We start from the raw sequence: 23,019 nt of genomic DNA on the forward strand, positions 1-23,019 counted from the left end.
AGTCTCAGAGGCCTTCGAACAGCGCCGACGAGATGTAGCGCTCGGCGAAGGAGCAGGCGACGGTGACGATGCGCTTGCCCTGGAAGTCGGGCCGGGCGGCGAGCTTCAGGGCGGCGGCGACGTTGCCGCCGGTGGAGATGCCGCCCGGGATGCCCTCGAGGCGTGCGAGCAGGCGCGCTGTGTCGAAGGCTTCCTGGTTCGAGACGGTGATGACCTCGTCGATGATCGACTTGTCGAGGTTGTCCGGGATGAAGCCGGCGCCGATACCCTGGATCTTGTGCGGGCCGGGCTGGCCGCCGGAGATCACCGGAGAATCCGTGGGCTCGACCGCCACGATCTTCAGGCCGGGGAGGCGCGGCTTCAGCACCGTTCCGACGCCCGTGATGGTGCCGCCGGTACCCACGCCGGCCACGAAGGCATCGAGGTGGCCCTGCGTGTCGTTCCAGATCTCCTCGGCCGTCGTCTTGCGGTGGATCTCGGGGTTGGCCGGGTTCGAGAACTGCTGGGGCATGATCGCGCCCGGGATCTCGTTGAGGAGTTCCTCGGCCTTCGCGATCGCGCCCTTCATGCCCTGTGGGCCGGGGGTCAACGCGAGCTCGGCGCCGAGGAAGGCCAGCATCTTGCGGCGCTCCAGGGACATGGTCTCGGGCATCACCAGGATGAGGCGATAGCCCCGCGCGGCCGCCACGAAGGCGAGGGCGATGCCGGTGTTGCCGGAGGTGGGCTCCACCAGGGTGCCGCCGGGCTTCAGCTTGCCGGAGGCTTCCAGGGCGTCGATCATGTTGACGCCGATGCGGTCCTTCACGCTCGCGATCGGGTTGAAGAACTCGAGCTTGAGCAGGATCTCGGCCTCGACGCCGCGCTCCTTGGTGATGCGGTTGAGGCGCACCAGGGGGGTGTTGCCGATCGTCTCGGTGATCGAGCCGAAGATGTGGCCGTGGCCGGGCGTGCGGGTCGAAGCGGTGCTCTGAGTCTCGGCCATCGGGATCTCCTCGTCGGCGTGAGCGTTTCGCGGGGGCGCCGGCTCGCTTTCGAGCCGGTTTTCGCGTGGCGAATGCAGAGCCGGGAGATATCGCGTCGGTACTGTCGAGGCAATCGACAAAGTCCCGCCGTCAAAGGCAAATCTTCTCTGTCCGCGAGGGATTTTTTGCTGCGGAGAATGTCCCTATCGCAGTTCAGGGCAAGTAGAGAAGTTTGTTCCTGCAGTTCCCCTGTGCCTCACGCGGTGAGCAGGGCCGCGCACAGCACGATCATGGTGGCGACCACGGGGCCGGCGGCGGCGATCATCATCGCAGCCGCGTGCAGGCTCGGCGGGCAGGTGTAGCGCGTCGCCTCACGGACGCCGCGCCGCAGGCCGTTGCTGCCGGTGGTCCATTCCAGCCTCGTGCCCATCGCGCTCCCCACGCCCGCCGGGACGGCAGGTCATGGGGCCAGAGGGCGCCGAGGGCCTTGAACAGGTCGTAAACCGGCCGGTCCCGGTCCGGATCGTCGTGAACGAAGGCTTAAAGCCGTGCCGAACGACGCTTCAGAGCGCGCGCTCGAAGCGCAGCTCCCCCTTCTGGCTCTTGATCACCAGTTGCGAGCCGACGAGGTCCCACTGGGCGGCGGTGCGCAGGGCGATGAAGTAATCCTGCTCGGAGGCGCCGAGGCCCTTGTCGCAAGGCTTCTTCGTCAGGGCGAGGGGGCCCACGGCGAGGTGCTGCTCGCGCAACGGGAAAGCGGTGGCCGCGAAGGTGTTGCAGCCGCCGTAACCGCGAGCGCGGTACTGCTTGTCGACCATGAAGCTCGGACGGTCGTTGCCGCCGAACGGCTTGCCGTTCAGGCTGACGGCGGTCCAGGTCGCGTCGAGGGGGAAGATCTTTTCCTGGGCCTTGGCGGCCGGAACGTACTGCTTCTTCTCGGGCTTTTCGCGGGCGTCTCGGCCGAAGCCCGTGACGTTGCCGCCCATCTGCGCGTTCGCTGCCGTGCTCATCGCTCCGGCCGCGATGGCGCCGGCCACCACGGCGATCTGGATCGCTCTCATCGTCTGGCTCCCCTCCTCAGGTCCGTGCAAACCGTACGTCGCGCCGCGTGGAGCGCCGCAATCGTGGTCTCCCCGATCCGAAGGGCCGCCGGCGCTCACGCGCGCGAAACTCATCCTCGGGGTGTCCGTTGCGCCCCTTCGGATAAGATTCCAGCACAAATATGGTCAAGACGCCGTGAGGCCGGATTTACGCCGTGCGGCCGGCGATCCCCCGCAAACGGCGTGTGCAACGCGGATTTCGTTGAACGAACCCGTCGGGCTGCCGTTGTCCGCCCGTATCGTCGAAGCAGTCGAGGGAGTTTCAGGGTGGCGGGATCGGACGAGGCAGCCGCGAGCGGCCTGCAGCCGGATGGCCTGGGGCCGAACACCATCAGCCCCGCCCAGTCGCGGGCGGCGCGGGCGCTGCTGAACTGGTCCGAGGCGGATCTCGCCGGTCGGCTCGGCCTCGGCGAAGCCTTCGTGCGGGACTTCGAATCCGGCCGAAGCGTGCCGGCCTCGGGCCAGATCGAGGTCCTGCGCAGCGCCCTCATGGCCAACGGCGTCGTCTTCAGCGAGGCCGGAGGCGAATCGGGCGTGCGCCTCAGCCGGCAGGGCCAGGGCGAGGGCACCCGGCTCGGCGACCTCAACACCGAGAACGACCGCTAAGCCCGGACCCCGCTGGGGGCGGACTTGGCGAGCGCCTTCAGGTCATGACCGGGATCGGCGGCCGCCTCGGGCGTCAGGCCGAGGCCGGCATCGAGGATGCGCCGCGCCGCCATGTGATCGGCGGGGCGATCCACCGTCTCGACGCCGCTCAAGGCTCCGTCGCGAAATCGGAACACGGTGAGGCCGGTCTCGGACGGACGCACGACGCTGGCGTCGTCCGGGCGTGTCAGGCCGGCGATCTGGAGCTTGTGGGGGCCCTGGTCGCTCCAGAACCACGGCACCGCCGCGTAGGCCGCCGGGCGACCGGTCAGGCGCGCGGCGAGGCAGCGGCCCTGGTCGACGGCGTTCTGAACCGATTCGATGCGGACTGGCTCCCCTTGCGCGAACCGGCTCGGCACCCGCGCGCAGTCGCCGATGGCCGAGATGGTCGGGTCGGAGGTGGCGAGGAACGCGTCCGTGTGAATGCCGTCGCCGACCGTGAGGCCGGCCGCCTCGGCGAGCTCCTGGTTCGCCACCACGCCGATGCCGACGAGGACGAGGTCGGCGGCGACCCGCGTCCCGTCCGCGAGCCGGACCGCGACGACCCGGCCGTCCGCCCCCTCCAGGCCTGCCACGGCGGCGCCGAACAGGAAGCGCGTGCCCGCCCGCTCGTGCGCGGCGGTGAAGAAGTCGGCGGTTCGCGCCGAGACGGCCCGGGCCATCGGCCGGCCGGCGGCCTCGATCACCGTCACGGCGGGGCCGCGCCCGGCGCAGATACCGGCGAATTCGAGCCCGATGAACCCGGCCCCCACGATGGCGACGGACCGGGCCGCGGCGAGGCCGGCCTTGATGGCATCCGCATCGGCGAGCGAGCGCAACTGATGCACGCCGGCAAGATCGGCCCCCGGCACCGGCAGGACCCGGTTGCGGGCGCCCGTGGCCAGCACGAGGTGGTCGTAGGCGAGGTCGCCACCGTCGCTCAGCACCACGCGCCGCGCCGCGCGGTCGATGCCGGTCGCCGCCACCTCCGCGCGGTGGACGATGCGGTGTTCGGCGAAGTAGGAGGCCGGGCGCAGGGACAGGCCGGCTGCATCGGTCTTGCCCGCGAGATAGGCCTTCGACAGGGGCGGGCGCTGATAGGGCAGGCCCTCGTCGCCCACCAGGAAGAGAGCGCCGGCATGGCCCGCCTCGCGCAGGGACGCGGCGGCCTGGAAGCCGGCCTGGCCGGCCCCCACGATGACGATGCTGGCGTCGCCGCCTGAAATAGAGGGGGGCGACACAGGGTGTCTCATGCCTCGAACTCCGCCGTCACGGGGGACGGGTTCGGCGAGAGCCGCATCTGCGGCAGCCAGCGCCCGCCATCCTTGGAGACGTAGTCCCAGAACGCGGCCGCCGCCGGCCCCAGCACCTTGTCGGCGCGCCGGACGGCGTACCAGTCGCGCCGGATCGGCAGGCCCTGGACGTCGAGGACGATGAGGCGACCGCTCTCGAGTTCGGCCGCCACCGTGTGAGCCGAGATGAGCGCGATGCCGAGGCCGGCCATGACCGCCTGCTTGATGGTTTCGTTCGAGCCGGAATCGATCCCGAGGCGAGCCCGTTTGATCATGATCCCGGCCATGAACTCCTCGAACACCGTCCGGGTGCCGGAGCCCTCCTCGCGCACCAGGAAGGATTCCTGGGCGAGGTCCGCCCGGCTCAGTCCGGTCCGGCCGGCGTACGGATGGCTCGGGGCCGCGATGATGACGATCGGGTGAGGGCCGAAGATTTCCGCCTCGATGGCGAAGTCGCGGGGCGGCCGGCCCATGATCGCGAAGTCGATCTCGTAGTTGCGCAGGGCCTCGACCATGTTGCCGCGGTTTCCCACCGTGAGGTTGATCTCCACCGCCGGGTGCAGCCCGACGAAGCCGGCGATCACGCCGGGCGCGAAGTACTTCGCCGTCGAGACCACGCCCATTGCCACGCGCCCCCCGCTGCCGCCCTTCAGGGTTTCGAGGCGGTCGGCGCAGGTTTCCAGCACCGTGTTGATGCTGTTGATCGCCCACAGCATTTCGCGGCCCGCATCCGTGGGTTTCAGGCCCGTGGGGGTGCGGTCGAACAGCATCAGGCCCGCCTCCTCCTCCAGCTGGCGGATGCGCGTGTAGAGAGCGGCCGACGTCACGTTGAGCTCCTGCGCGGCCCGCGTCATGGTGCCGAGACGGGCGACCGCGGCGACGGCTTGGAGCTGTTTGAGAGACAGGTTGCGCATGATTCGGTTCTAGTTTTTTTGGAATGGCTCGCAAGTTTTTTCAGAATTCTTTCGGTGATACGGTGTGGGCGATCGGGCCTCGAAGAGGCCGGCGGCCCTGGTGTCGGAGGGCGCTCCCGTGCCAAGGGGCTCCGGTGTGATCGGCTTCCCCCCTGCCGTGGGGAGGCGCGGCGGGTCGGCAGGTCGTGGTCGGGATCGCCCGGCCTGGAATGGAAGAAGGACGGACGTTCATGTCGACGGTGTCTCTGGAATTCGGGTCCACCCTCGCGGATTGCCTCGCGCGGACGGTCGCCGCCGATGCGCGGCTCGCCGACGCCGCGGCCGTGATCGCGGCCTGCGCGGAGGCCGCCGTCGACGTCAGCGAGGTGATCGGCCGGGGCATGCTCGGGGGCGCCGATCTCGCCGCCACGGGCGGGAACAACAGCGACGGCGACGTCCAGAAGGCCCTCGACGTGCTGGCCCACGAGCGCTTCACGGAGGCCCTGCGCGGTGCGCCCGTGGCGGTCGTCGCCTCCGAGGAGGCCGAGGGCATGATGCAGCTCAACCCCGGCGCGCCGCTGGCGGTGGCGATCGACCCCCTCGACGGCTCCTCCAACATCGGCGTCAACATGGCGGTGGGGTCGATCTTCGGCATCCGCCCGGTGGTGGCCGGCGAGGCCGATTCGATCGCCTCCTTCACCACGCCGGGCACCGAGCAGATCGCCGCCGGCTTCGTCACCTACGGTCCGGCGACCTCCCTCGTGGTCACCCTCGGCCACGGCACGCAGATCTACACCCTGGACCGGGAGGCGCGGACCTTCCGCCTCACGCATCCGCGCTTGGAGGTGGTGGCCTCGGCCAAGGAATACGCGATCAACGCCTCGAACGCCCGCAACTGGGACGGCCCGGTCAAGGCCTATATCGAGGATTGCCTGCGCGGCTCGGAGGGCCCGCTGGACAAGGACTTCAACATGCGCTGGCTCGGCTCGCTGGTGGCGGATGCCCAGCGGGTGCTGCTGCGCGGGGGCGTGTTCCTCTATCCCGGCGACAACCGGAAGGGCTACGCCCAGGGGCGCCTGCGCCTCCTCTACGAGGCCGCGCCCATCGCCATGCTGATGGAGCAGGCCGGCGCCGGCGCCATCGACGGCGAGCGCCGCATCCTCGACATCGGCGCCACCGGCATCCACGAGCGCGTGCCGCTGATCTTCGGGTCCATCGACGAGGTCGCCTGCGTCGCCAAGTACTACGGTGGCCGCAATGCCGCCGCCGGCCGCTCGCCCCTGTTCGGGCAGCGCGGCCTGATGCGCAGCTAGTTCGCTCAGAACGGCACGCACCCAGAATGTCGGCGCGTCACCCCATCATCTCGGTCACCGGCTCCTCGGGGGCCGGAACCACCTCGGTCCGCAACACCTTCGAGCAGATCTTCCGCCGGGAGGATGTGAGCGCGGTCTACATCGAGGGCGACGCGTTCCACGCCTATGACCGGGACACCATGCGGCGGATGATGGTCGAGGAGCCGAACCTCAGCCACTTCGCCCCCCGCGCCAACCTCCTGCCCGAGTTGGAGGAGGTGTTCCGGACCTACGCGGATTCCGGCCGGGGGCGCACGCGCCACTACGCCCACGACGCGGCGGACGCCGCCCATTATGCCATCGAACCCGGCACCTTCACGGCGTGGGAGGAGTTCCCGCCCGGCTCCGATCTGCTGTTCTACGAGGGCCTGCACGGCTGCGTCGTCGACGACAACGTCGACATGGCCCGCTACGCCGACCTCAAGATCGGCGTGGTGCCGGTGATCAACCTCGAATGGATCCAGAAGCTGCACCGGGACCGCTCGTTCCGGGGCTACTCCACCGAAGCGGTCACCGACGTGATCCTGCGGCGGATGCCCGACTACGTGCAGACCATCTGCCCGCAATTCACCTGGACGGACATCAACTTCCAGCGTGTGCCGATGGTCGACACCTCCAACCCCTTCATCGCCCGCTGGATTCCCACCGCCGACGAATCGATGGTGGTGATCCGCTTCAAGGACCCGAAGGGGATCGACTTCTCCTACCTGATCTCCATGATTCAAGGCTCGTTCATGAGCCGCGCCAATTCCATCGTCATCCCGGGCGGCAAGCTCGATCTCGCCATGCAGCTCATCCTGACCCCGATCATCATGCAGCTCGTCGAGCGCAAGCGCCGCATGGCTTGAGCCCAGCCACGAGCCTCCGGAGAATTCCACCATGAACGGCCCGATCATCTCGCCCTCGATCCTCTCGGCGGATTTCGCCAAGCTCGGTGAGGAGGTGCGCGCGGTGTCCGAGGCCGGGGCCGACTGGATCCACCTCGACGTGATGGACGGCCACTTCGTGCCCAACCTCACCTTTGGCGCAGGCGTGATCAAGGCCCTGCGGCCGCACTCGACCAAGCCCTTCGACGTGCACCTGATGATCGCGCCGGCCGACCCCTACCTCGCGGCCTTCGCGGAGGCCGGCGCCGACGCGATCTCGGTCCATGTCGAGGCCGGACCGCACATCCACCGCTCGCTCCAGGCGATCCGGGACCTGGGCAAGCGCGCCGGCATCGCGCTCAACCCGGGCACGCCGGCCTCGGCGATCGAGCCGCTCCTCGACCTCGTCGACCTCGTCCTCGTGATGACGGTCAATCCGGGCTTCGGCGGCCAGAGCTTCATCCCGTCGACCCTGGAGACCATCCGGCGGATCCGGGCGATGAGTGCCGGTCGGGACATCGACATCGAGGTCGATGGCGGCATCGGGCCCGAAACCGTGGCGGAGGCCGCCCGCGCCGGGGCGAACGCCTTCGTGGCCGGCAATGCCGTGTTCAAGGGTGGGCCGGCGGGCTACGCGGAGCGGATCGCGGCGATCCGGGCGGGCGCGGCGGAGGTCGGAGGCGGCCCCCTCTCATGCTGAGGGCGCTGATCTTCGACGTCGACGGGACGCTGGCCGAGACCGAGGACCTGCACCGGCAGGCCTTCAACGGCGCCTTCGCGGATCTGGGCCTGCCCTGGTCCTGGTCCCCGGCCCGCTACGCCGACCTCCTGACCGTGATGGGCGGCAAGGAGCGCCTGCGCCACTACGTCGAGACCGAGCATGCCGGGGAGGCGAAAGCCCTCGGGCCGCTCATGGGCGAGATCCACGACCGCAAGACCCGGCGTTACGGCGATCTCGTGGAGGGCGGCAGCCTCGCCCTGCGGCCCGGGGTGGGCCGGCTGATCGCGGAGGCACGGGCGGCCGGGCTTAAGCTCGCGGTCGCAAGCACGACGAGCCGCCCCAACGTCGACACCCTGCTGCGGATCAACTTTCCCGAAGGCGACGTCCCCTTCGATGTGATCGCCTGCGGCGACGAGGCGGCGCGCAAGAAGCCCGCCCCCGACGTGTTCGACCTCGCACTTCGTCGTCTCGGTGTGGCGCCCTCCGAGGCCGTCGCCTTCGAGGACTCGGCCGCCGGCATCCGCTCGGCCCTCGATGCGGGCCTGCCGGTCATCGCCACCCGCAGCCGCTACACCGAGAGCCACCGCCTCGACGGGGCGTTCTCGGCCGTCTCCGACCTCGGCGAACCCGGCGCGCCGCATCGCCACCTCTCCGGGCATGCCTGGCCGGGCGGCATCGTGACCCTGGACGCCCTGCGCGACTGGCACGCGCGCATCACCGCCTGATACGGATCCCGGTCGATCGGGACCGGAGCCCGCATCGGCCAGGCCCGCGCCTCAGCCCCGCGGAGGCCGCCTCCCGACCCGCTCCGGCGGCGTGCCCTCGGCGCGTCTCGGAAACAGCACCGCGCCGGCGACCGCCCCGAGCACGCCCGCGATCCCGAGCCTGAGCCAGCGCGGGGCAGGGCGCGCGTCCCGCTGTTCCGGCGCGTGGGGGCGAACATCCGTGGGGCGGGTCCCGGGGCGTCCCCGGTCGAGGGTTGGGCGCGTCATCATCCCACGATAGCGCCGGCGCGCCGGATAGCCACCGGGACGGGCCGAAGACCCGTCCGGACGGTGCCGTCCACGCTGCGGCGCAGCGTTGTCATCGGCGCAAGGCGCGGCCTATAAGCCGGCCAACCCCCTTCGTCCGGAATCGTGGCCGCGCCGCCCGGTGCGGCCCAGCGATCCGGCCTCGTTCCTACCTTCAAGGTCACGTCATGGCCGGCCATTCCCAGTTCAAGAACATCATGCACCGCAAGGGCCGCGTCGACGCGGTCCGCTCGAAGCTGTTCGGCAAGCTCGCCCGAGAGATCACGGTCGCGGCCAAGCTCGGCCTGCCGGACCCGGCGATGAACGCCCGCCTGCGCGCCGCCATCATCGCGGCCCGGGCCGAGAACGTGCCCAAGGACAACATCGAGCGCGCGATCAAGAAGGCCTCGGGCGCCGACGCGGAGAGCTACGACGAGATCCGCTACGAGGGCTACGGCCCGGGCGGCGCCGCGCTCATCGTCGAGGCCCAGACCGACAACCGCAACCGCACGGCCTCCGACGTGCGCTCGGCCTTCACCAAGTCCGGCGGCAGCCTCGCCGAGACCGGGGCCGTCTCTTTCATGTTCGACCATGTCGGCCTGGTGGAGTTCGACGCCAAGGTGGCGGATGCCGACACCATGCTGGAAGCCGCCATCGAAGCGGGGGCCGACGACGTGCGCTCGGACGAGAACGGCCACGAGGTCACCTGCGCGCAGGAGGCCTACGGCGAAGTCTCGAAGGCCCTGGAGGCCCGCTTCGGCGAGCCGCGCCGCACCGCCCTGGTCTGGAAGGCGCAGAACACCATCGAAGTCGACGACGAGACCGGCGAGAAGCTCATCCGCCTCGTCGAGGTGATCGAGGACCAGGACGACGTCCAGAACGTCTTCGTGAACTTCGCCCTCTCGGACGCCCTGATGGAGAAGCTCCAGGGCTGATCGAAGACCGCGCCTCCCAAATCCGTCGGATCTGTCGAGGCGACGGATTCGGGTTTCGTTCGGACGCCGCGGGGGCCTGCCGATCCGGGCCCAGCTCCGGTCGAGCGGAGCCCGGGATCAGGCGGCCTTCACGGTCTCGAGGAACCGGTGCACCTCGGTTCCGAGGCGGTCGGCCTCCTGCGCCAGTTCGGACGCGGAGTCGAGCACGCGGGCGGCGGCTCCGCCCGTCTCCCCGGCCGACTGGGCGACGCCGCCGGTGGTGGCCGTGATCGCTCCGGTGACGGTGGCGGCCTCGCTCACGTTGCGGATGATCTCCTGGGTCGCCGATCCCTGCTGGTTCACCGCCGCCGCGATCGCGTCCGCGGTCACGCTCATGGTGCGGATCTGCGCGGCGATCGCCTCGATGGCGGTGACGGCTTCGCCGGTCGTGCCCTGGATCGCGTTGATCTGCTGCGTGATCTCCTCCGTCGCCCGGGCCGTCTGGTTGGCCAGTTCCTTCACCTCCGCCGCCACCACGGCGAAGCCGCGTCCGGCCTCGCCGGCCCGCGCGGCCTCGATGGTGGCGTTGAGCGCCAGGAGGTTGGTCTGGCCGGCGATGCCGGAAATGATTCCGACCACATCGCCGATCCGGGCCGCGCCCGTACTCAGGGCAAGAACCAGTTGGCCGGTGGCGTCCGCGTGCGTCACCGCGCCCTGCGCCATCCGCGCGGATTCCGCGACCTGGCGGCCGATCTCTTGGACCGAGGCGCCGAGTTCCTCGGCCGCGCCGGCCACCTGGTCCACGTTGTGCGCAGCCATCACGGCGGCGCCGACCACGGATTCGGCCTGGCCCGCCGTGCCCTCAGCCGTCCGCGTCATGGTTCGCGCCGTATGCTGCATCGCCGCCGCGGCCTGCGTGACCCGGCTCAGAATGCCTCCCACGGTCGATTCGAAATAATGAGCGGTCTGCTGCATGGCCTCCCGGCGCTGCGCCTCGGCCCCCGCCCGCGCCAGCGCGGTCTCGGATTCCAGCGCCCGCATGCGGTCCATCTGCGCCCGGATCGCGCCTTCGGATGCGGCCTGCGCCGCCAAGGCCGTCGGGATGGTGCGCGCGACCCAGGCCAGCACGCCCGTCTCGATGATCAGGATGACGGCGTGGAGCACGACGCGCGCGAGGTCCGCGGTCCTGGCGCCGCCGGGGAAGATCAGGGCCGGCACCGTGGCGTTGAGGGCGAGATGGTGGCCCGCGACGGCCGCGGCGCAGGCCACCAGGACGGTCCAGTCGCACCAGGCGACGATCACCGCCATGCAGGCGAAGAAGTACATGTGCACGTCGATCTGCCACGGATGCCCGGCCAGGACCGATGGGAGGATGGCGGCCATGCCGATGAGCGACAGGCTGCTGACCAGCCGCGTCGTCGGGCCGGTCGGCGAGCGCCGCCACATCAGCGTGCTGAGTCCGGCCATGAGGCCGGCGATCACCAGGGGCACCGCCAGCGCATTGTCGGCGAGCCAGGCGCCGAGCGCGATGATCGGCAGGTGCAGCCAGAGAAAGGCGATGAGAAACCGGCCGAAAGTCAGCCGAAGGGTGTCGAGGTTCGTCATCGCCGTGCGGTGTCCGTCGTGAAATTCAGGTTTGGGAAGAGGGCGCACAGGCCGTCGCGGACCGCGCGTCGATGACCAGCCAAGCGCCGGAGGCATAGAGGCGAGCGACGAGATCGGACGATTCGGCTCGCACCAGAAGGACGTTGCTCCAGCCACCCTGGCGCAGGATTGTGCCGCCCGACCGCGCCACGATTCCCGCTGCGTCCTGGCCGGGGGAAACGATCACCGCCAGGGTCTGCGACGCCGGAAGCGCCGTCGCGGCGATCGGCAGAACCAGGGTCGCGAGTACCGCGAAACCACCGAGGAGGCGGGTCACAGGAGGAGATGACGCGACGTCGAGCACGAGGACGGCGATCCGTTCCGAAACTATCCTATGTCCATACGGGATGATGCTTTAAGATGAGGTTACGGCGACCGGATTGGTCATCGAAACGGTGCGACTATTCTCGATTCATTGCAGGATATAATCTCATCAAATCCTTCGCTGCTACAAGTTTGCAGATCGTGTGTTTGTTTCCAAAATAGCGGTAGTTAGACTTGATTATAAACGATGGCCTGGAATTGATAATTGGGTTACGTGAGGCGAGGGGCCAGAACATCTGTGTCTTGCGAAGGCATCCCTCTCGGTGCTTCGGTTCCGCGGCCACGCGACCGCCGAAACCCGGATTGGCATAACGTACCGTTCACGGTATGTCCCTAACGCTCAGATCGGCGCGGTGTCCGCGCCCGGAGCCGTCCGATTCATGACCCTTCCCGTGCGCATCCTCGGCATCGACCCCGGTCTGCGCCGGACCGGCTGGGGCGTCATCACCGCCACGGGCACGAAGGTGGCCTACGTCGATTGCGGTGTCGTCACCTCGGATGGCGACCTGCCGCTGGCGCTGCGCCTGCGCGAACTCTACGAGGGCGTCACCCGCATCGTCGAGGCGTTCCAGCCCGACGAGGTCTCGGTTGAGGAGACCTTCGTCAACAAGGACGCGCAGGCGACCCTGAAGCTCGGCCACGCCCGTGCCGTGGCGCTCCTGGTGCCGGCGCTCGCCGGGATGCCGGTGTTCGAGTACTCGGCCAACCTCATCAAGAAGACGGTGACGGGCTCGGGCCACGCCGAGAAGGTGCAGGTCCAGGCCATGGTGAAGTTCCTGCTGCCGAAGGCCGCGTTCAAGGTGGCGGACGCGGCCGACGCGCTGGCCATCGCGCTGGCTCATAACAGCCACCGGGGCACGCATGCCCTCCGGATCAAGCACGCCCCCATGCCCGGCGCGAGCGCGCTCGCGGCCGCGCGGATCGCCGCGGCCCTGGCACGCGGCTGAGGCCCGCATCACCGACGGCCGGCGGCGTCGCCTTTCGACTGGACTTCGGGCGTACCGCCGTGCTGTTCGTGCCGCGGACCTTTCGGCGGGATGGAGCGGGGCGGAATGGCACGGGAGGGGGCACGTCCGAAGCTGTCCATGCCGGAGACGATGCGCGCCGCCCTGGCAGCGGCGTTGCCGGCCTGCCGGGACCTCGGTTCGGCGACGACCCTCGCCGGCCTCGTCGTGCTGGCCAAGATGGCCCTGCGCGCGGTGCTCGTCGATCCGACCGAGCCCGTGCGCTTTCAGGAGGACGTCTTCCTCGTGGATCTCGCCTGCACGATCCTGCTCGCGCCCTACTGGATGGCGATGTTCCGGCGAATGCTCGGTGCCGACGCCAGCCTGCCCGAGATCGTGGCCGGGCGGGCCGGGCCGTTCCAGGCCTTCCTGGCGCTGGAACTGTTCTGGCTCCTCGTCGGCGGCCTGCTCGACCGTTCGTTCTCGCCGGGCGGGCTCAGCCAGGGGCAGGTGATGCTGGGGCTCGCGGCCTGGGCCTGCATCCTCGCCCTTCAGATCTGGACCAGTATGCTCGCCCCGGCCCTCGCGGTCGGTGCGCCCGAGGCCACGCTGCGCGGGGTCGTGGCGATGACGCGCGGGTCGGCCGCGCGCATCGGCGTGATGCTGGTCGCCCTCATCATGCCGCTGGGCCTCCTCGGGCGGCTGCTCACCGAGCCGGAGCGCGCCGGGGCCGACATGCCGGCACCCGTGCTCGCTCTCCGGATCTTCGCGTCGAGCCTCATCGAGATGGCCCTGCTCGTGCTCGTCACGGCGCTCCTGGCGGAGACCTACCGGCGCCTGCGCTCCCGGGCGTGAGCCCTATTCCACCGCCTTGAACTCGCCCTCGAGCCGTAGCGAAACCTCGTCGCCGAGGACGGGCAGGAAGGCGTTGATGCCGAAATCCGAGCGCTTGATCACCGCCCGTCCGTCGAAGCCGACCGTGTAGGCCTTGTTCACCGGGTTGATCCCGGCCTGGTTGAAGGTCGCATCGAAGCCCACCGGCTTCGTCACGCCCTTGAGGGTCAGGTCGCCGTTGACCCGGGCGGTGGTCGGGCTCGTCGGTTCGATGCTGGTGGCCGTGAAGGTCGCCTTGGGGAACTTGGCGGTGTCGAAGAAGTCGGGCGTCTTCAGGTGCTGGTTCAGCCGGTCGTTGAGCCCGTTGACGCTGTCGGTGCCGATGGTGACCGTGAGGCGCGACTTCGCCGGCTCCTTCGGATCGAGGACGGCCTCGGCGTTCACGTCCGTGATCTGACCGTAATAGGTCGAGAAGCCGAGATGGCTCACCGACCAGGTGATCTTGCCGTGCGCGGAATCCAGCACGTAGGCGCCGGGCCGGACCTGGGTCGGGTCGCTCGACGGGCTGGCCGGTTCCGGCGCGGACCCTTGAGCGGCGAGGGGCCCGGCGGTCAGCATCAGGGCCAGGCAGAGGGGCAGCGCGATGGGGCGCATCGGATCGGTCTTCCAAAGGTTCGGGCGTGGGATCGGGACGAGACGGACCCTTGATTTCACGAACGTCCGGCGGCCTCAAGGCGCCGGGACGGGGCCTGCGCGGCAACGCCTGACAGGCCGACCCTTCTGGCGCATGGCGCTCGCCCGCACGGGCTTGTAGGCAGGCACCGCGGGCAGGGAACGACGGTGGCGCGATGATCGGCAAGCTCAAGGGCGTGGTGGATTCCTACGGCGAGGATTTCGTGATCCTCGACGTGCAGGGCGTCGGCTACGTGGTCCACTGCTCGGCCCGCACCCTCCAGCGCCTGCCCGGCATCGGCGAGGCGGCTGACCTCGCCATCGAGACCCATGTGCGCGAGGACATGATCCGCCTGTACGGCTTCCGCTCCGATGCCGAGCGCGAGTGGTTCCGCCTGCTCCAGACCGTGCAGGGGGTCGGCAGCAAGGTCGCGCTCGGCCTGCTCTCGGTCCTCGAACCCTCCGCGCTCGCCAGCGCCATCGCCATGGGGGACCGGACCGCGGTCGCCCGCGCGCCGGGCGTCGGCCCGCGCCTGGCCGCCCGCCTCGTCGCCGAGCTCAAGGACAAGGCGCCCGCCTACGCGCCGATCGACCCGGCAGTGATCGCCCTCTCGGGCGCGGTCGAGGACCGCACGGCGCCGCAGCCCGTGACGGACGCGATCTCCGCCCTGGTCAATCTCGGCTACGCGCCGGTCCAGGCATCCGCCGCCATCGCCACGGTCCTCAAGGGCGCCGGCGAGGGAGCGGAGGCCAAGACCCTGATCCGCCTCGGGTTGCGCGAACTGGCTCGCTGAGCCGGGTGCTTGGGCGTCTCGCCCTCCGAGACTGATTCGTGCGCGAGAGAATTGTGCCCTTGAGCCCCTCGCACCCGTTGCCAGATCGCCCAAGGGACGCTAACTTGTTGAAAGGAAAGCAGTTTTCAATTGTTCTAAGGTGATGTCCAAGCCGATGAGCGGGCTCGACTTTCGGGTTCGCCATCACCGTCGCCTCAGATTCGACGAAGTGGCCGGGTGGAAACCCCAACCGGCGGCCTCATCCCACGGCACGAGCCTCGCACGCGTCACGGTCCCGCATGATCGTCTGTTCCTGCAACGTCCTGTCCGATCGCGCGGTGCGCGCCTGCCTGCATCGCGGCCCGGATTGTCCCCGCACGCCGGCCCAGGTCCAGGCCTGCCTCGGGTGCAGCCCGAAATGCGGGCGCTGTGCCCGCACCATCCGCGGCATCCTGCAAAACGCCCTCGACGAGGCGGCGCATGCGTGCACCGCGACTTGCGCGAGCTCCTGTAGTTTGGTCAAGGTCCAGACTGCGGAGGAGGGGATCGCCGCCTGAGCGCCCATTCCGGGTGCTGAAGCTCCCCTCCGGCCAAACGTGCCTCAAGGGAGATTGGGCGGATGAAGGGTGATGCGAAGGTCGTCGAGTACCTCAATCGGGGACTGCGCAGCGAGCTCACGGCGGTCAGCCAGTACTGGCTCCATTTCCGCATGCTCAACGATTGGGGATACATCGATCTCGCCAAGTTCTGGCGCAAGGAATCCATCGAAGAGATGCAGCATGCCGATCGCTTCGTCGACCGGATCCTGTTCCTCGACGGCTTCCCGAACCTGCAGGAACTCGATCCCCTGCGGATCGGCCAGAACGTCCAGGAGATCATCGAATGCGATCTCGCCGCCGAGAACGAGGCGCGCGCGCTCTACCTCGAGGCGGCCAAGTACTGCGACTCGATCAACGACCGGGTGTCGAAGCGCCTGTTCGAGGATCTGGCCGAGGATGAGGAAGGCCATATCGACTTCCTCGAGACGCAGCTGGAGCTGATCTCGCAGATCGGCCTGCCCCTCTACGCGCAGAAGCACATCGGCGGCCTCGAGCCGATCGCGCCGGAAGCCGAGTAAAGTCGCCGCGCCGGGCTTACGGGCCCGGCGCTTCAGGTCTCGAAGACGCGTTGGTAGATCTCGCGCAAGGGCAGGGCGACTCCGATCGCTGGCAGTTCGAGCAGGGTATCGAGGCCTTCCAGCACCCTAAACTCGTTCCATTGACCCGCCACGCGATCGTGGACTTCCAGATGGGCCCTGTCCCGCGCCACCAGCACGTAGTGCTGAAGGGACGGAAGACGCTGGTAGACCTGCCATTTCTCGATCCGATCCCGAGCCTCCGTTCCCGGTGAGAGAACCTCGAATAGGACGCTCGGAGTATCGACTGACGTAGCTCCCGGCTCGATGTCGCCGCAGATCACGATCAGTTTGGGCAGCATCGCCGCGTCGAGGGATCGGCTTTTCATGAAAAACGTTTCGGTGAACGCCTGGCACGATGAGTTGGCGGCATCGAACTGATTGCCAAGGCGACGGGCGATGTTCTGCACGATTCGCGCGTGCTCCCAGCGCGCCCCGATCATCATCCGGACGACGCGTCCGCCGATCAGTTCCCAGCGCTCGTTGCGTGGCTTGTCGGCCAGCAGTTCTTCGAAATCATCGAAGGACATCCAATCGAATTGCTGCGATGCACCGCTCACGGCGAGGTCCCCGCGCTTCAGCGGCCGGCCGCCCGCGCGGACCCCGTACCGCGATCGTAAAGTAGCGCGAACGGCGCCGTTATGCGACATCGGCCGCCAGAACAGATGATGGACGCGGGCCCCGGCCCCCACCGAGAATCCGTGTGAGCAAACCTCCGAGACCCGCCTCCAAGGCGACGGCGCCGAAATCGCCGACCCTGCATCCGCTGCCCGAATCGCTCCTCACCCCAAAGAAGCGCGAGGACGACCTGGAGCAGTCGATCCGCCCCCTCAACCTGTCCGAGTTCATCGGTCAGCGGGCGGCGCGCGCCAACATGAGCATCTTCATCGAGTCGGCCAAGAAGACTGGCTCGGCCCTCGACCACGTGCTGTTCGTCGGCCCGCCCGGCCTCGGCAAGACCACTCTGGCGCAGATCGTGGCGCGGGAGCTCGGGGTGAACTTCCGCTCCACCTCCGGCCCGGTCATCGCCAAGGCCGGCGACCTCGCTGCCCAGCTCACGAACCTGGAAGAGCGCGACGTGCTCTTCATCGACGAGATCCACCGCCTCAACCCGGCGGTGGAGGAGATCCTCTATCCGGCGATGGAGGATTACCAGCTCGACCTCATCATCGGCGAAGGGCCGGCCGCGCGCTCGGTGAAGATCGAGCTGCCGAAATTCACCCTCGTCGGCGCCACCACCCGCGCCGGTCTCCTCACCACCCCCTTGCGCGACCGCTTCGGCATCCCGATCCGTCTCGAATTCTACGACGTCGACGAGCTCGAACTCATCGTCAGCCGCGGCGCTCGGGTGCTCGGCCTCGGCATGTCGCCGGAAGGCGCCAACGAGATCGCCAAGCGGGCACGGGGCACGCCCCGCATCGCCGGACGCCTGCTGCGCCGGGTGCGCGACTTCGCCATCGTGGCCGATGCCCCCACCGTGACCCGCGCCATCGCCGACCGGGCCCTGCAACTCCTCGACGTCGACCCTGCCGGCCTCGACGTGATGGACCGCAAGTACCTCACGATGATCGCCAAATCCTTCAACGGCGGCCCCGTGGGGATCGAGACCATCGCGGCGGCGCTCTCGGAGCCCCGCGACGCCATCGAGGACATCATCGAGCCGTTCCTGATTCAGAAAGGCTTCGTCCAGCGCACCCCGCGCGGGCGCATGCTGACCCCGCACGCCTTCCGGCACATGGGCTTTCCCGAACCGCGCCGCGAGGGGGGCGGACAGTTCGGCCTGTTCGGCGGCCAGGACGATCCGGAGGCATGAGCGAGCCGCCCGACCCCGCCGCCGGCCGAACGGGCCGGATCACGCGGCGACGCCTGGCGCAGGAGCTCGGGAGCGTACCCCTGCTCGGAGCCGGCGCCTACGCCGTGGGCATCGGCCCGATCTCGCTCAAGGTAACGCGGTATTGCCACGCCCGCATCGCCCTGACCCTGAGCGGCCATACCCATGGCGGGCAGGTCCGCCTGTTCGGGTACGCCCCGGTCCGCCTCGGCGTCACGCCGGAGATCGTGCTGGTTGAGGTTTCGGGGGCGGCCTCCACCTAAGCGGCGTCTTGGATCGGGCCAAGTTCGCTTCGGCCCCGCGCCGGACGACCGTCGCGCGCCGCCATCCGCCCCACAGGGAGACTCGCCGTGAGCGAAACCGCATCGTCCGGCATCCACACCATGCCGGTCCGGGTCTATTACGAGGACACCGACTTCTCCGGCTTCGTCTACCACGCGAGCTACCTGCGCTTCATGGAGCGCGGGCGCACGGAATTGCTGCGGACCCTGGCGGGCGACCAGTCGGATCTGCACCGGGACGCCGCCGGACTGCATTTCGTCGTGCGCCGGATGGTGATCGACTACGCCAAGCCGGCCCGGATGGACGACCTCCTCGACGTGCTCACCTGGACCGCCGAGATGAAGGGGGCCTCCATGCACCTCGCGCAGGAGGTCCGGCGCGGGGGCGAGCGCCTGGTCAAGGCCGAGGTGGTGGTGGCCTGCGTACGCGACGGCCGCGCGATCCGTCTGCCCGACGGCCTTCGCGCCGCCTTCGGTCGTGCATCCGGGCCTGCTTCCTCAACCAATCCTTAACCCTGACGGGTGCTTAAACTGTCTCACGCAAGGGCATGTCGCACCGCACCTTCGGGACGGCCCGGCCCTTACTTTCGACAGATTCGCAAGCCACTGAGCTTTGAAATACCTCAAGGTTCCGGTTGAAACGCGACGGCCGGACCCCTGGTCCGGCAGCGGCCCCGCCCTGGGTTTTTGCAAGGATGCTGTGATGAACCCAGCCGATGCCATGCAGGCGATGCCGGCCCCCGACATGACGCTGCTCGGCCTGTTTTTGCAGGCCCACTTCGTCGTCAAGGTCGTGATGCTCGGGCTGATCGGCGCCTCGATCTGGTGCTGGTCGATCATCGTCGACAAGACTCTGCTGTTCCGCCGCACGAAGGCCGAGATGGACGCCTTCGAAGAGGCGTTCTGGTCCGGCCGCTCGCTGGAAGAACTCTACCGCTCGTTCAACGACCGGCAGCCGGTGGGACAGGGCGCCCTGTTCGTGGCCGCGATGCGCGAGTGGAAGCGCTCCTTCGAGGGCTCCGGCCGCCAGATCCAGAGCCTGTCCCAGCGCATCGACAAGGTGCTGGACGTGACGATCCAGCGCGAGGTCGAGCGCCTCGAATCCCGTCTGCTGTTCCTCGCCTCCATTGGTTCGGCCGGTCCCTATATCGGCCTGTTCGGCACGGTCTGGGGCATCATGACGGCCTTCACCTCGATCGCGGCCTCCAAGAACACATCGCTGGCGGTCGTGGCCCCGGGCATCGCCGAGGCACTGTTCGCCACCGCCATCGGGTTGTTCGCCGCGATTCCCGCCGTGCTCGCCTATAACAAGCTGCAATCGACGGTGGCCAAGAACCAGTCGCGCCTCGAGGGCTTCGCCGACGAGTTCTCCGCCATCCTCTCGCGGCAGATCGACGAGCGCCTCTCGCTCGTCGCCTGACCCCACTCCCACACCCGAGGAACGATCATGGGCATGGCCCACGGACCAGCGCAGGGTGGTGGCGGACGGCGTCGGCGGGGACGCCGGCACGCGGCCATCAACGAGATCAACATGACGCCGTTCATCGACGTCGTGCTCGTGCTGCTGATCGTCTTCATGGTCGCCGCACCGATGATGACGGTGGGCGTGCCCCTCGACCTGCCGCAATCGAAGGCGAGCCCGCTCAATTCCGACACCAAGCCCGTGACCCTGTCGATCCGCCAGTCGGGCCAGGTCTTTCTCGGCGAGAGCGAACTGTCCGACGACGGCATCGTGCCCAAGCTCACCGAGGCCTCGAAATCCGGGTTCGAGGAGCGCGTCTTCGTGCGCGGCGACAAGCGGGTCGATTACGGCCGGGTCGCGCAGGTGATGGCGATCGTGACCGGTGGCGGCTTCAAGAAGGTCGCCCTGGTCACCGAGCCGGACCAGAAGTAGCGGGCGCCGGTGGTGCGAATTCCCTTCAAGCGCAGTGAACCGGGTGTCTGGGTCTCGGCGGCGACGCATGTGGGCCTGCTGACGGTCGCGCTGCTGTCGGTGGCGGCGCCGGCCCTGCCCGACGCGCAGGAGGGCGTGCCCGTCGAGGTGATGACCGAGCAGCAATATTCGGAGCTGACGAAGGGCGAGCGCAACGCCGACGCGCCGCAGCCCAACGCCAAGCCGCGCGCCGACCGCGTCGCAGAGAAGTTCGAGGAGCGCGAGCCCGAGAACGCCAAGGTCGACGCTCCGGCGCCCCCGAAGCGCCCCGCCGACATGAAGGTGGCGAGCGCCGAGGAGATGCCCCTGCGCTCCAGCGAGCCCGACCCCCAGGAAGCCAAGGCCGAAGCCGCCAAAGCGGAAGCGGCCGAGAAGGCCGCCAAGGCCGAGGCGGCTGAGAAGGCCGCGAAGGCCGCCGCCGCCGCGGAAGCCAAAGCCGCCGCTGCGGCCGAGGCCAAGGCCGCTGCTGCCGCGGAAGCCAAGGCCGCTGCCGCGGAAGCCAAGGCGGCCGCTGCCGCCAAGGCGAAGGCCGAGGCGGTCAAGCGCGAGCAACTCGCCGAACTCATCGAGAAGCAGGAAGCCGAGGCGGAGGCCAAGGCCGAGGCCGCCGCCAAGGCCGAAGCGGCCAAGGCTGAGGCCCGGGCGGAGGCGGCTCGCAAGGCGAAGGCCGAAGCCAAGGCCAAGGCCGACGCGGAGGCCAAGGCGGAGAAGGACGCGGAAGCCAAGGCGAAAGCCGTCGCGGAGGCCAAGGCCAAGGCGGAGGCCGAGCACCAGAAGGAGCTCGCCGAAGCCAAGGCCGAAGCGGACGCCGAGGCGAAGGCCCGGGCCGAGGCCGCCGCCAAGGCCAAGGCTGACGCGGCCGCCAAGGCGAAGGCCAAGGCGATGGCCGATGCCAAGGCGAAGGCCGACGCGGAGGCCAAGGCCAAGAAGCAGGCCGAGATCGCCGACAAGTTCAGCGCGGGCGACATCCGCTCCCTGCTCGCCTCGAAGGCGCCGTCGCAATCCACCGGCGCCACCGGCCGCGAGGTTCAGCGCACCGCCTCCCTGGGTGCGGCCACCGGCACTGCCCAGCGCCTGTCGCCGTCCCTGCGCGACGCCCTGGTGGGCATGCTCCAGCAGCAGATCGAGCGCTGCTACGTCGCTCCCCCGGGTGCGACGCAAGGGGTGGTGCTGCCGATGCTCGACATCCGCCTGAACCCGGACGGGACGCTGACCACCGAGCCGCGCATCATGCGCGGTGGCGCCAACGCGGTCGACCGTTCGATCGCCGAGGCGGCCCAGCGCGCGGTGCGCCGCTGCGCGCCCTACAAGATCCCGGCCCAGTACGCGCCGTACTACAACGACTGGAAAGCCATCAACGCGGAGTTCGAGTTCTCGCGGGTCTGAAGGCTGCGGTCCCGTCGGGACGGTGCGTGCGCCCCCCGCGCGGCGTCGACCGCGCACGGCGCGGCGCTCCCCTTCTTCCGAACCCACCCTCGATCCTCGCATGCCCACGACCCGCATGCCCACGACCACGGAATCGATCATGCACCCCAGTCTTTCCAAGGGCCGGACTTCCAAGGGCCTGAGCTCCAAGGGCCTGACGTCGCTCCTCGCGCTCCTGGCCCTTGTCCTGCTCGGTCTCACCCCGGCCGCGGCGCAGCTCAACCTGCGCATCGGCGGCGGGTCGTTCCAGCCGATGCCGATCGCGGTCACGGATTTCTCCGGCGATCCGAGCCTCGGGCTCCTCGTCTCCAGCGTGGTGACGAACAACCTGCGCCGCTCGGGCTACTTCACCCCCGTGGAGAAGGCGAAGTTTCCGGAAGCGCCGGGCTTCGATGCGGTGCCGGGCTTCGACAAGTGGAAGGCGGCCGGCGTGCAAGCGCTGATCACCGGCCGCGTCGCGCGCGACGCCTCGGGCAAGCTCAAGGTCGAGTTCCGCCTCTGGGACGTGACCTCGGGCCAGCAGATGACGGGCCAGCAATACGGGACCGACCCGGCCAATGCGCGCCGCACCGGCCACCTGATCTCGGACGCGGTCTACACCAAGATCACCGGCCTCGGGCCCTGGTTCGACAGCCGCATCGCCTTCGTGGACGAGTCCGGCTCCAAGGAGAACCGGCGCAAGCGCCTGATGGTGATGGACCAGGACGGCGCCAACGTACGGGCGCTCACGAACGGCGAGAACGCCGTGGTCGCGCCGCGCTACTCGCCGGCGACCCAGGACATCGCCTTCATGACCCAGACCACCGGCCAGCAGCCGCGCATCCAGGTCATCAACCTCGAGACCGGCGGGCGCCAGGCACTGGGCAAGTCCGATTCGATGAGCACCAGCCCGCGCTTCTCGCCCGATGGCCGCCGCCTCGTGATGAGCGTGCAGCAGGGCGGCAACGCCGACATCGTGCTGATGGACCTCGCCTCGAAGGCCCAGACGCCGGTCACCAACGGCAACGCCATCGACACGTCGCCGAGCTTCTCGCCCGACGGCAGCCAGATCGTGTTCGAGTCCGATCGCGGCGGCTCGCAGCAGATCTACGTCATGAGCGCGTCCGGCGCGAACCCGACCCGCATCTCGTTCGGCGAGGGCTCGGCCTCGCAGCCGGCCTGGTCGCCGCGCGGCGACCTCATCGCCTTCACCCGCCAGCGCAAGGGTGGCTTTGCCATCTGCGTGATGAAGCCGGACGGCTCGGGCGAGCGCGTCCTCACGGAAGGCTTCCATAACGAGGGCCCGACCTTCGCGCCGAACGGCCAGTACGTGCTGTTCTTCCGCGATCCGGGCGGCCAGGGCGGCGGCAAGCTCTACATGGTCGACATCACCGGCAAGGTGGAGCAACCGGTGCCGACCCCGTCCTACGCCTCGGACCCGACCTGGTCGCCGCTGCTGTCGGGGAAGTAG

Annotated in this window: 26 protein-coding genes and 1 pseudogene; 18 read left to right on the forward strand and 9 right to left on the reverse strand. The window is 69.2% G+C overall.

Annotation, left to right across the window (positions count from 1 at the left end):
• Positions 1 to 4: 4 nt before the first annotated feature.
• The 3 genes from cysK to K2X24_RS17410 all read right to left on the reverse strand — a co-directional run bounded on the left by cysK (position 5) and on the right by K2X24_RS17410 (position 2,023).
• The gene (gene cysK / locus K2X24_RS17400; RefSeq protein ID WP_292499587.1) at positions 5 to 982 is read right to left on the reverse strand and encodes a cysteine synthase A; all 978 of its coding nucleotides are present in this window, start codon (positions 980 to 982) and stop codon (positions 5 to 7) included.
• A 236-nt stretch (positions 983 to 1,218) separates the two neighbouring features.
• Positions 1,219 to 1,392 carry a hypothetical protein gene (locus tag K2X24_RS17405; protein ID WP_292499588.1) on the reverse strand — a complete coding sequence of 58 codons (174 nt, stop codon included), beginning with the start codon at positions 1,390 to 1,392 and terminating at the stop codon, positions 1,219 to 1,221.
• Between the two features lie 133 nt (positions 1,393 to 1,525).
• Positions 1,526 to 2,023 carry an META domain-containing protein gene (locus tag K2X24_RS17410; protein WP_292499589.1) on the reverse strand — a complete coding sequence of 166 codons (498 nt, stop codon included), beginning with the start codon at positions 2,021 to 2,023 and terminating at the stop codon, positions 1,526 to 1,528.
• Positions 2,024 to 2,329: 306 nt separating this feature from the next.
• Here K2X24_RS17410 and K2X24_RS17415 point away from each other — a divergent pair, with 306 nt between their 5' ends.
• Positions 2,330 to 2,668 (forward strand): XRE family transcriptional regulator, encoded by a 339-nt coding sequence (locus tag K2X24_RS17415; RefSeq protein WP_292499590.1) that lies wholly within the window; start codon positions 2,330 to 2,332, stop codon positions 2,666 to 2,668.
• On the opposite strand, the gene K2X24_RS17420 is transcribed toward K2X24_RS17415, so the two are convergent.
• Both K2X24_RS17420 and K2X24_RS17425 read right to left on the reverse strand, forming a co-directional pair.
• Complete coding sequence (locus K2X24_RS17420) at positions 2,665 to 3,912, reverse strand: FAD-dependent oxidoreductase (RefSeq protein ID WP_292499605.1); 1,248 nt, start codon at positions 3,910 to 3,912, stop codon at positions 2,665 to 2,667. The two genes, K2X24_RS17415 and K2X24_RS17420, sit on opposite strands and share 4 nt — an antisense overlap.
• A 23-nt stretch (positions 3,913 to 3,935) precedes the next feature.
• On the reverse strand, positions 3,936 to 4,892 hold the full coding sequence (locus K2X24_RS17425; protein WP_292499591.1) for a LysR family transcriptional regulator: 957 nt from the start codon (positions 4,890 to 4,892) through the stop codon (positions 3,936 to 3,938).
• A 230-nt stretch (positions 4,893 to 5,122) separates the two neighbouring features.
• Between K2X24_RS17425 and K2X24_RS17430 the strand changes: the two genes are divergently transcribed.
• From K2X24_RS17430 to K2X24_RS17450, 5 genes are all read left to right on the forward strand, one after another.
• Positions 5,123 to 6,184: a class 1 fructose-bisphosphatase gene (locus K2X24_RS17430; RefSeq protein WP_292499592.1), complete on the forward strand. Its 1,062-nt coding sequence runs from the start codon at positions 5,123 to 5,125 to the stop codon at positions 6,182 to 6,184.
• A gap of 26 nt (positions 6,185 to 6,210) precedes the next feature.
• Positions 6,211 to 7,071 carry a phosphoribulokinase gene (locus tag K2X24_RS17435; protein WP_292499593.1) on the forward strand — a complete coding sequence of 287 codons (861 nt, stop codon included), beginning with the start codon at positions 6,211 to 6,213 and terminating at the stop codon, positions 7,069 to 7,071.
• A 31-nt stretch (positions 7,072 to 7,102) separates the two neighbouring features.
• On the forward strand, positions 7,103 to 7,789 hold the full coding sequence (gene rpe / locus K2X24_RS17440; protein ID WP_292499594.1) for a ribulose-phosphate 3-epimerase: 687 nt from the start codon (positions 7,103 to 7,105) through the stop codon (positions 7,787 to 7,789).
• Entirely contained in the window at positions 7,783 to 8,535 is a 753-nt protein-coding gene (locus K2X24_RS17445; RefSeq protein WP_292499595.1) for an HAD-IA family hydrolase, read from the forward strand. The genes rpe and K2X24_RS17445 overlap by 7 nt, the downstream gene beginning before the upstream one ends.
• A gap of 473 nt (positions 8,536 to 9,008) precedes the next feature.
• Positions 9,009 to 9,755: a YebC/PmpR family DNA-binding transcriptional regulator gene (locus K2X24_RS17450; RefSeq protein WP_292499596.1), complete on the forward strand. Its 747-nt coding sequence runs from the start codon at positions 9,009 to 9,011 to the stop codon at positions 9,753 to 9,755.
• Between the two features lie 117 nt (positions 9,756 to 9,872).
• Here K2X24_RS17450 and K2X24_RS17455 read toward each other — a convergent pair whose 3' ends face one another.
• Positions 9,873 to 11,339 carry a methyl-accepting chemotaxis protein gene (locus tag K2X24_RS17455; protein ID WP_292499597.1) on the reverse strand — a complete coding sequence of 489 codons (1,467 nt, stop codon included), beginning with the start codon at positions 11,337 to 11,339 and terminating at the stop codon, positions 9,873 to 9,875.
• Between the two features lie 25 nt (positions 11,340 to 11,364).
• Positions 11,365 to 11,682 carry a hypothetical protein gene (locus K2X24_RS17460; protein ID WP_292499598.1) on the reverse strand — a complete coding sequence of 106 codons (318 nt, stop codon included), beginning with the start codon at positions 11,680 to 11,682 and terminating at the stop codon, positions 11,365 to 11,367.
• Between the two features lie 400 nt (positions 11,683 to 12,082).
• On the opposite strand from K2X24_RS17460, the gene ruvC reads away from it, so the two are divergent.
• Together ruvC and K2X24_RS17470 are read left to right on the forward strand one after the other, a co-directional pair.
• On the forward strand, positions 12,083 to 12,649 hold the full coding sequence (gene ruvC / locus K2X24_RS17465; RefSeq protein WP_292499599.1) for a crossover junction endodeoxyribonuclease RuvC: 567 nt from the start codon (positions 12,083 to 12,085) through the stop codon (positions 12,647 to 12,649).
• Between the two features lie 138 nt (positions 12,650 to 12,787).
• A complete protein-coding gene (locus K2X24_RS17470; RefSeq protein ID WP_292499600.1) occupies positions 12,788 to 13,501 on the forward strand; it encodes a hypothetical protein in 714 nt (237 codons plus the stop codon).
• Between the two features lie 3 nt (positions 13,502 to 13,504).
• Here K2X24_RS17470 and K2X24_RS17475 read toward each other — a convergent pair whose 3' ends face one another.
• Positions 13,505 to 14,098, reverse strand: a complete 594-nt coding sequence (locus tag K2X24_RS17475; protein WP_292499606.1) for a YceI family protein — start codon at positions 14,096 to 14,098, stop codon at positions 13,505 to 13,507.
• A 230-nt stretch (positions 14,099 to 14,328) separates the two neighbouring features.
• On the opposite strand from K2X24_RS17475, the gene ruvA reads away from it, so the two are divergent.
• The 3 genes from ruvA (at position 14,329) to bfr (ending at position 16,042) form a co-directional block, all read left to right on the forward strand.
• A complete protein-coding gene (gene ruvA / locus K2X24_RS17480) occupies positions 14,329 to 14,946 on the forward strand; it encodes a Holliday junction branch migration protein RuvA (protein ID WP_292499601.1) in 618 nt (205 codons plus the stop codon).
• 278 nt (positions 14,947 to 15,224) lie between these two features.
• Positions 15,225 to 15,482 carry a bacterioferritin-associated ferredoxin gene (locus K2X24_RS17485; protein WP_082507666.1) on the forward strand — a complete coding sequence of 86 codons (258 nt, stop codon included), beginning with the start codon at positions 15,225 to 15,227 and terminating at the stop codon, positions 15,480 to 15,482.
• 62 nt (positions 15,483 to 15,544) lie between these two features.
• Positions 15,545 to 16,042, forward strand: a complete 498-nt coding sequence (gene bfr / locus K2X24_RS17490; RefSeq protein ID WP_292499602.1) for a bacterioferritin — start codon at positions 15,545 to 15,547, stop codon at positions 16,040 to 16,042.
• Positions 16,043 to 16,074: 32 nt separating this feature from the next.
• On the opposite strand, the gene K2X24_RS17495 is transcribed toward bfr, so the two are convergent.
• Positions 16,075 to 16,659: a Uma2 family endonuclease gene (locus K2X24_RS17495; protein WP_292499603.1), complete on the reverse strand. Its 585-nt coding sequence runs from the start codon at positions 16,657 to 16,659 to the stop codon at positions 16,075 to 16,077.
• A 197-nt stretch (positions 16,660 to 16,856) separates the two neighbouring features.
• Between K2X24_RS17495 and ruvB the strand changes: the two genes are divergently transcribed.
• The 7 genes and pseudogenes from ruvB (at position 16,857) to tolB (ending at position 23,019) form a co-directional block, all read left to right on the forward strand.
• The gene (gene ruvB, locus K2X24_RS17500; RefSeq protein ID WP_292499607.1) at positions 16,857 to 17,912 is read left to right on the forward strand and encodes a Holliday junction branch migration DNA helicase RuvB; all 1,056 of its coding nucleotides are present in this window, start codon (positions 16,857 to 16,859) and stop codon (positions 17,910 to 17,912) included.
• Between the two features lie 152 nt (positions 17,913 to 18,064).
• Positions 18,065 to 18,193, forward strand: a pseudogene (locus K2X24_RS17505) (metallophosphoesterase); the annotation flags it as partial.
• Between the two features lie 120 nt (positions 18,194 to 18,313).
• Positions 18,314 to 18,724, forward strand: coding sequence for a tol-pal system-associated acyl-CoA thioesterase (gene ybgC, locus K2X24_RS17510; protein WP_292499608.1), 411 nt, complete (start codon positions 18,314 to 18,316; stop codon positions 18,722 to 18,724).
• Between the two features lie 190 nt (positions 18,725 to 18,914).
• On the forward strand, positions 18,915 to 19,631 hold the full coding sequence (tolQ, locus tag K2X24_RS17515) for a protein TolQ (RefSeq protein WP_056465906.1): 717 nt from the start codon (positions 18,915 to 18,917) through the stop codon (positions 19,629 to 19,631).
• Between the two features lie 27 nt (positions 19,632 to 19,658).
• Entirely contained in the window at positions 19,659 to 20,105 is a 447-nt protein-coding gene (locus tag K2X24_RS17520; RefSeq protein ID WP_292499604.1) for an ExbD/TolR family protein, read from the forward strand.
• A 12-nt stretch (positions 20,106 to 20,117) separates the two neighbouring features.
• Entirely contained in the window at positions 20,118 to 21,530 is a 1,413-nt protein-coding gene (gene tolA / locus K2X24_RS17525) for a cell envelope integrity protein TolA (protein ID WP_292499609.1), read from the forward strand.
• Between the two features lie 139 nt (positions 21,531 to 21,669).
• Positions 21,670 to 23,019: a Tol-Pal system beta propeller repeat protein TolB gene (tolB, locus tag K2X24_RS17530; protein WP_292499610.1), complete on the forward strand. Its 1,350-nt coding sequence runs from the start codon at positions 21,670 to 21,672 to the stop codon at positions 23,017 to 23,019.

The sequence above is a fragment of the Methylobacterium sp. genome, from assembly GCF_019750675.1.
Classification (GTDB): domain Bacteria; phylum Pseudomonadota; class Alphaproteobacteria; order Rhizobiales; family Beijerinckiaceae; genus Methylobacterium.